The organism is Flavobacterium undicola (assembly GCF_009909155.2).
Lineage (GTDB): Bacteria > Bacteroidota > Bacteroidia > Flavobacteriales > Flavobacteriaceae > Flavobacterium > Flavobacterium undicola.
Map to the genome: position 1 here is coordinate 22882 of NZ_JAAAPM020000035.1, position 7734 is coordinate 30615.

Annotated in this window: 6 protein-coding genes and 1 pseudogene; 3 read left to right on the forward strand and 4 right to left on the reverse strand. The window is 32.2% G+C overall.

What is annotated here, in order from left to right:
- Positions 1 to 132: 132 nt before the first annotated feature.
- From GTZ96_RS15930 to GTZ96_RS15940, 3 genes are read left to right on the forward strand one after another with little or no spacing between them, the layout of a single operon-like run.
- Entirely contained in the window at positions 133 to 2805 is a 2673-nt protein-coding gene (locus GTZ96_RS15930) for a TonB-dependent receptor (protein WP_161644901.1), read from the forward strand.
- Positions 2806 to 2836: 31 nt separating this feature from the next.
- Entirely contained in the window at positions 2837 to 3874 is a 1038-nt protein-coding gene (locus GTZ96_RS15935; RefSeq protein WP_161644902.1) for a sensor histidine kinase, read from the forward strand.
- A gap of 28 nt (positions 3875 to 3902) precedes the next feature.
- A complete protein-coding gene (locus GTZ96_RS15940; protein ID WP_161644903.1) occupies positions 3903 to 4628 on the forward strand; it encodes a LytR/AlgR family response regulator transcription factor in 726 nt (241 codons plus the stop codon).
- Positions 4629 to 4948: 320 nt separating this feature from the next.
- Here the strand turns inward: GTZ96_RS15940 and GTZ96_RS15945 are convergent, their stop codons facing one another.
- The 4 genes and pseudogenes from GTZ96_RS15945 to GTZ96_RS15960 all read right to left on the reverse strand — a co-directional run.
- Positions 4949 to 5704 (reverse strand): HNH endonuclease, encoded by a 756-nt coding sequence (locus GTZ96_RS15945; protein WP_161644904.1) that lies wholly within the window; start codon positions 5702 to 5704, stop codon positions 4949 to 4951.
- 170 nt (positions 5705 to 5874) lie between these two features.
- On the reverse strand, positions 5875 to 6660 hold the full coding sequence (locus GTZ96_RS15950) for a hypothetical protein (protein WP_161644905.1): 786 nt from the start codon (positions 6658 to 6660) through the stop codon (positions 5875 to 5877).
- Between the two features lie 352 nt (positions 6661 to 7012).
- Entirely contained in the window at positions 7013 to 7273 is a 261-nt protein-coding gene (locus tag GTZ96_RS15955) for a hypothetical protein (RefSeq protein ID WP_161644906.1), read from the reverse strand.
- Between the two features lie 349 nt (positions 7274 to 7622).
- A pseudogene (locus GTZ96_RS15960) lies at positions 7623 to 7734 on the reverse strand (IS1595 family transposase); the annotation flags it as partial.

Sequence of the window (7734 nt, forward strand, 5' to 3'; positions counted from 1 at the left end):
TTTTTCAAGCTTACTGTCTATTTGATTATAATAAGGAATGCTTTGTTCGGAGCTTTGATGCAAAATAAAAGATATCATTAAGTGAAAACTGTTTTTCTTTTGATATCAAAAACATCATTTAACGTTTTTATTATGAAAAAGTATTACGGTTTCTTATTGTTATTCCTAGGTTTTTCAATTAAGATATTAGCACAAGCTCCAACTCAAGCTCCAACTCAAGCTCCAACAGGAAAAATGCCCTCTCCATCAATGGGAATAGCATACGGAAAAATAGTTGATACCGATGGGAAAGCATTAAGCGGTGTCACAGTTACATTGATGCAATCTAAAATGGATCCACAAACCAAAAAAGTCAAAGAAGTTTTAGTTTCCGTTAATATCACAAAAGCAAATGGTGATTTTAGATTCGAATCTTTAGCAATCTTTAATAAATATACTTTAAAAATAACTGCTATCGGATTTGAGAATTTTGACAATAAATTCTCTTTTATTGATTTGCCACCCAATAACGGCAGTGGAACGGGCGGACAAAATGCTGTTACGTCTTCTCCTTCTTTAGCAAAGGGAGGAATGCCTAATTTAAAATCTGCCGATTTGGATAAGGATTTAGGGAATATTGCATTGGTTGCCCGAATAGAGGAATTAAAATCAGTAGTTGTTACTTCCAGTAAAAAAGGGCTTACTATGGACATTGACAAGAAAGTTTTTAATGTAGAGAAAAATTTGGTCAGCGTTGGTGGTACAGCAGCTGATTTAATGAAAAATGTTCCTTCGGTTAATGTTGATATCGATGGCAATGTAACATTAAGAAATGCTACTCCTCAAATTTATATTGATGGTCGCCCAACGACATTAACTTTAGATCAAATTCCCTCAGATGCCATTGAAAGTGTAGAGATCATAACAAATCCTTCGGCTAAGTATGATGCTTCGGGTGGAAATGCAGGGATATTAAATTTGGTTTTAAAGAAAAACAAAAAGAACGGTTACAATGGTAATTTAAATGCTGGTGTTGATAAAAGAGGCGGATTAAACGGTGGAGCAAGTTTCAATTTAAGAGAAGATAAGTTTAATGTCTCTGTTAGTACATTTGGCAATCAATCGAAAAATGTTAATACAGGAAATACCGAGATCAGGAATTTAGTAAGCTCACCTAATTTATTGGTGGATCAAAATAGCAATAGTAAAAATAACGGAGGTTTTCTATTTGGTAAATTTGGGATTGACTACTTTTTAAGCAACCGATTGACTTTGTCATTAGGTGCTATCAAAGTACACGGGGACATGAGTCCGAATGATTTTCTAAAAACGGATAGTCTTTATGATGGTGGTGCTCATGTAAGTTATAGTGAAAGAACTACAAACAATAATAGAGTTTTTAATGCCAATGGCTTAACAGGCGGATTTAAATATTTATTTCAAAAGGATGGAGAAGAGCTTACCGGAGACTTTAATCTTTTTTCGGGTGTAAATGAAACGAATACATTGTATACTACCAATATTTTTGATACCAATGGAGGTGTTCAAAAAGGGACTATTCTTCAAAACTTAGTAGGTAACGGAACCAATAAGTTTCAAACGATACAAACCGATTACGTAAATCCTATTGGAGAAAAAGGAAAAATTGAAGCGGGATTAAGGGTTCAAATAAAGAATATGGCCAATAGTCAGGGAAATTATATCTATAATAATTCCACTAATACTTATGATATTGTGCCGTCGGCGAGTAGTAATTATAAAAACAATGATAACGTTTATGCGGCTTATGCAACGTTTTCCAATTCAATCAAAAACTTTGGATACAAAGTGGGTTTAAGAGCTGAAAGCTCCAATTACAAAGGAGAACTTACGGATACCAAACAAACATTTACCAATAACTATCCAATCAGTTTGTTTCCATCGGTATTTTTAAGTCAGAAATTGAATGATAATGAGGATGTTCAATTTAATTTTTCGAGAAGAGTAAACAGGCCTTTCTTTATGCAGGTAATTCCGTTTATTGATTCAACTGATCCGTTAAACTGGAGTAGAGGAAATGCAGGCTTAAAACCGGAATTCATTAATTCATTGGAAACGTCTTATTCTAAAAAATTCAAAGGAAATAATTCCTTATTGGTTTCTGTTTATTACAAAGGTTCGAAAGATTTAATAACCAAATACATGGATACAATTACAGCTGATGGAGTTAAAAGACCATTGAGTACCTATGTTAACGCTAATTCAAGCAGAAGTATTGGAGCTGAATTTACTGCTCAAAATACATTTAATACCTGGTGGGATTCAAATACTAATTTGAATATTTATAATTCAAAAATTGATACCGACAATATAACCGGAACTTCACAAGACGCCATTACCAGCTGGTTTTTGAAAATGAACAACAATTTTAAATTGCCTAAAAATTACAAAATACAGTTGTCAGGTACCTATCAATCTAAAACCAACTTACCGGTGAATCAAGGTGGAGGAGGTATGGGAGGTCCCCAAATGAGTGGTTCACAAAGTTCGTCTCAGGGTTATGTTAAATCGAATTATGGAGTAGATTTGGCACTACAAAAAAGCTTCTTAAAAAATAATGCCGCAACGCTAACTTTAAGTGTTAATGATATATTTAAGACAAGAAGTTACAGTCAATATTCAGAAAGCGACTTTTTTATACAAAATAGCTACAGGATTAATGATGCCCCAATGTTTAAATTGAATTTTAGTTATAAATTTGGACAAATGGATGCCTCCATAATGAAGAGAAAGAATATGAAAGGAGAATCAGAAGGAATGCAAGGAGCGATGCAAGGTGCCCAATAATAATGGTCTGGTAGTATATAAAATAGAGAAAATGGATTTTTTAAAAAATAAGTTAGCGATAGTATTTTACCATTTGATGGTTTGGACGGTTTTATTTAGCTTTCCTTATTTACTCTCATCTGGGCAAAACCAGGCTATTCAGGCTGTTATTGTTTTTTCCTGGATTCCATTGTCTTTTTATGTACTTATTTTTTACACTAATTATTTTGTATTTATTGAGCGGTTTCTTTTTACCAAAAAGACAATTTTATTTCTGGTTTCCAATGCCGTTTTGATTGCCTTTTTTATCCTGATTAACAATCAGATAAAAGAGTATTTCTTTCAGCATATCTTTATTCATAAAGACAAACAAGGACAGTTTAAGCCATCCAGAAATTTATTTATTTACATTGACATTCTTTTTTTCACTGTTCCGTTGGTTTTTTCAGTTGCGTTAAAAACCACGGAACGTTGGATAAAAACCGAGGGAGAACGCAAGGAAGCGATGACTATTAAATTGGAATCTGAATTACAGCATTTAAAATACCAGTTGCAACCGCATTTCTTTTTTAACTCCTTAAATAATATTTATTCCCTGGTGGATGTTTCGCCGGAACAGGCCAAACAAACCATTCATAGTTTGAGTAAACTGATGCGTTATTTATTGTATCAAACCAATAATGATAAGGTAAGTTTGAGTAATGAAATTCAGTTTATTACCAATTATATTGAGTTGATGAAGTTGCGATTTACCGAGAATACTAAAATAGAATATGATTTCCCCGTTTTAAAAACCGATCTTCAGGTTGCTCCTTTATTGTTTATTTCGTTGATAGAAAATGCTTTTAAACACGGAGTTTCGGCCAGTCAGGAAACTGAAATTATTTTTAAAATGAGTGTTGATGGAAACCGAATTTCATTTAGCATAAAAAACCATAACTTCCCTAAAACCGATAGTGATAAAAGTGGTTCGGGAATTGGTTTACAAAACATGAAGAAAAGATTGCAGTTGTTGTATCCCGGAAAGCATCAGTTTTCCACAGCTGTAAATGATGGATTTTTTATAGTCAACCTTGCCTTGGAAATTTAACTTTTGTATTGAATTAAAATCGAAATCAATGTCAGATAAAATAACTTGTTTAATAGTAGATGACGAACCGATGGCTTTGAATTTAGTCGAAAGCTATGTGGAAAAGACGCCATTTTTACAACTATTAAAAAAATGCAATAGCGCCATTGAGGCTTTGGACTTTTTAAATGAAGAGCGTGTTGATTTGATTTTTTTAGACATTCAAATGCCTGATTTAACAGGATTGGAATTGGCAAAATTACTTCCCAAATCTACCCGGGTCATTTTTACCACTGCTTTTGATCAGTATGCTTTGGAAGGATTAAAAGCCGAAGCCATTGATTATTTGCTAAAACCATTTGATTATACCGAGTTTTTTACCGCAGTCAATAAAGCCAGAGATTGGTTTTCGATGACTAAAAAAGCGAAAAAAGAAAAAACCGACCAAATGGAATTTATATTTGTGAAATCAGGACACAAGCAACTCAAAATAGAGTTGGATTCGGTTTTATACTTTGAAGGACTCAAAGATTATATCAAAATTTGGCTTAAAAATGAGCCGCAGCCCATTCTCACTTTGATGAGTTTAAAAACGATGGAAGAAGAATTATCCGCTGATAAATTCATGAGAGTTCATCGTTCGTTTATCGTTTCGCTTAAAAATGTTGAGGTAGTGGAACGAAGTCAAATTGTGATTAACAAACAACGCATCACCGTTTCTGAACAGTACAAACCACAGTTTATGAATTATTTGTCTCAGAATTCATTGGAATAAAAAAAATGAATAAAAATGCTTCTCAATAGGGAAGCATTTTTTATTTAATTGAGCCGTTTGCTGGTGCGAGGGTCACGCTCGTACCTATGAGACACCGAGCGATCGGGGCACTTTTACTGCAAACTTGTCATCCTGACGAAGGAAGGATCTCATCAAAGTTGCTCATCTTTGCGGGCACGGAAAGCATTTCCGCGCTATCGACCGTTGAGCATATCCGAGCAATCGGGTTGATATATCCGAGCGATCGGGGCTAATTTAAGATTTTCCAGCGGAAAATCGGTAACTGGCTTAAGCAACTCAGCTATTGCGCGTATATGCCGTTATTGAAAAATAAATTTAAACGTGAAATCAACATCACTAAAGTATTTTATTGGAATCAATTCGGTTCCAAAAGAATTATCGTTTTCCTTTAAATATTTTTTATAGCGTTCAAAATGCAATTCTTTAAATAATTTGCTAACCGGAATACAAAATATATGTCCCATAAATTGATAACTGTAAATACCAAATTCTTTTTCCTCCTTTTCGCTTTCTTTTCCAAAATGGATACTAGGATTTTCTAGTGTTCCGTCAAAAATACCTAGAAACGGATATTTTGGTTTTAGATAAAATATTTGTAATTCCCCTAAATCGTATCTAGCAAATTCACGAATGAAATCAAATTTAGAGTTATGAGAATCTTTTTTTATTCTCTCTCTTTCTTCTAAATATATTTTATACATTCCTCTTGTGAATTGCCTGCCGAGTTTTTCTTGAAAACCTTTTTGTAATTTATATGAAGGTTTAAGTTTTAGAACTTTTGTGTCCCAGTTAACTGAGAAATATTGTGATTTAAATCTTTGATTTCTTGGAACTTCTTTAGTGTAAAGCAAAAAATATCTTGAGAAATTTAGGATTTCCTTTAAAACAATTTCTACAGCAGGAAGATTTGGTTTTGTAGAACCAAAATTATGATTACAATCATCACATACGTTTTCACAAATGTTTTTTCCACCAACTGATCTAGGAAAAGTATGTGCTTCTTTTTCAAATGTAACATGAGGCTCCTTTCGACTACACCAAATGCAATGTTTCATGATAGGTTGTTTATAATGGCATATAACGTTCTCACGCCTCTAGCCGTTTGTAAGTTTTGGAAATGAGTATTTTCGGCAAAACGAAAATACGATTAAAAACGATAATTCCACTGAATTTGCAAATGACCAGAGACGTGTGTTAGCCGTTCGGTTTTCTATTTAAAATAGATTTAGTTATCAGGGAACAAAGTGTATTCAATGTCTTCAGTTACTATTAGACTATCGGCATTTTGAATTGTTGAAAATGTCCCATCTATATACTGAATTTTAATCGATGGTGTTTTACATTTTTCAATTATATCTGTATACCAAACATAATTGAATTCTACTTTCCCTATTTCTCCTGGATTTATCACGCCAATTATTTTGACTGTTTTACTACTTACCAAATCATTTACCCTATTCAATCCTTTTAAATTAAACCAAACATACTTCATTGGTTTTTTACTCATATTCCTGAAAGCAATCTTTATTCCTGTTCCCTCACTATATTCACTTTCATCAAAAGGTTTTACATACTGTATAAGTATTCCTTTTTGTTTTCCTTTAGCCAAAAAAGATTTTTCTTTTGTCAATTGATTTGAAAGTACTGATTTCGATTTTTGAAATGTGATTCTTTCTAAATTGGCCTCTGAAACACTATCTAAGGATTTTAGCTTGTTTTGGTCTGATTCTGCTACTATCAATTCTTTAGAGCTGATAAAACACGGAGCGTTATTATAAAACACTTTATAAAAATCTCTTTGATCGTTATCAAAACAGGAATAATAGCCATATATATAAACCGAGGTATCAGGCAATAAAAACTTTAATTTGTTCAACTTACAACCTTCAAATTTATCCCCAACAATTGCCCCATGCTCTACGATTCCTTTTATTAAATCTTCATTTTTTTTAGCCTGACAGTAAATAAAAAAATGAATTATCAGTAAGTAAAAAGTAATTATATTTCTCATTTTGTTGTATTTTATTGTTTAAAGTTTTGTTCGTTTCACACCTGCCAAACTGACCGCTAACGTTCCCACGCTACAATAAGTTTGGGAAAAGTAAAAATAAAGCATTGGTTCAAGACTGGAAAGCCCAGTACAAAACCATTTTAACTAAATCCGAGTAACCCAATTGCTTGTAGCGTGTGTTGGCGAATCGGTTTTAATATTTAGTGATATGGAAAATTCAAACGGTTTCATTCCTTTAAATATTTCAACCAACTATTGACAGAATAAACGAGGTTTTTCCATTATTAGAAGAGTTAATTCCAATTGAAAAAAAACTTGCTGAATTTGGCGTAACTATTGAAATAAACTTAAATCAATTTTTCATAAACATATCCACAAAAACTGACATTGATTTACGATTATAGTTATTTAACTCTGATATTTCAGCTTCAGAAAAAGATTTAGTTTTTGTATATTCATTAAAAAACTCTCTTAACTCATCTTGCATTTCAAATAAACATTCGCTATAAGTTTCTATATAAATAGCTGCTTTTTCTGCTGTGTTTCTTTTCAAAGGCATTTTGTCAATTTTGTTTTGTAAAATTAAATCAACTTTGTTAAAATATTCATCCATTATGTTTAAGTTTTAAATTATATCTTAATGAAAAGAGTTATTTCTTATTTTCGTTCTTCTGGTTTTCGATATATGCTTCGATACGCTTTTCCAGTTTTTTTATACGAATTGTTTGCTTTGATAACAGCAATTTTACTTCTTGTTTGTCTTTTTCGGCTTGCGTTTTCAGACTATGAAATTTCTCTGTAAAAGATAAAATCGCTACTATTAAAGCCAAAACAGGAATTACTATCTGAACAAAGTTTTTCGTTTTTTCTATTCTGTTTTTCCGTATTATATTTAAGTATTTCTCATTAGAATAAGCGGTTAGTCCATATTTTTTAGCATATAAACCAATAAATTTATTGAGTTATACACTTAATATCTGTTTTATGTTTTTTTGATAAATCGGTTTTGCATTCACCATTCTTTCTATGGATTTATGAAAAATACTTGTTTTAAATTGAGAACGGTTTATCCTA

Bases quoted from the DNA above. Each gene is read 5' to 3' on its own strand.
- GTZ96_RS15930 (WP_161644901.1), top strand. From the start codon at position 133: ATGAAAAAGTATTACGGTTTCTTATTGTTATTCCTAGGTTTTTCAATT.
- GTZ96_RS15935 (WP_161644902.1), top strand. From the start codon at position 2,837: ATGGATTTTTTAAAAAATAAGTTAGCGATAGTATTTTACCATTTGATG.
- GTZ96_RS15955 (WP_161644906.1), bottom strand. From the start codon at position 7,273: ATGGATGAATATTTTAACAAAGTTGATTTAATTTTACAAAACAAAATT.
- GTZ96_RS15940 (WP_161644903.1), top strand. From the start codon at position 3,903: ATGTCAGATAAAATAACTTGTTTAATAGTAGATGACGAACCGATGGCT.
- GTZ96_RS15950 (WP_161644905.1), bottom strand. From the start codon at position 6,660: ATGAGAAATATAATTACTTTTTACTTACTGATAATTCATTTTTTTATT.
- GTZ96_RS15945 (WP_161644904.1), bottom strand. From the start codon at position 5,704: ATGAAACATTGCATTTGGTGTAGTCGAAAGGAGCCTCATGTTACATTT.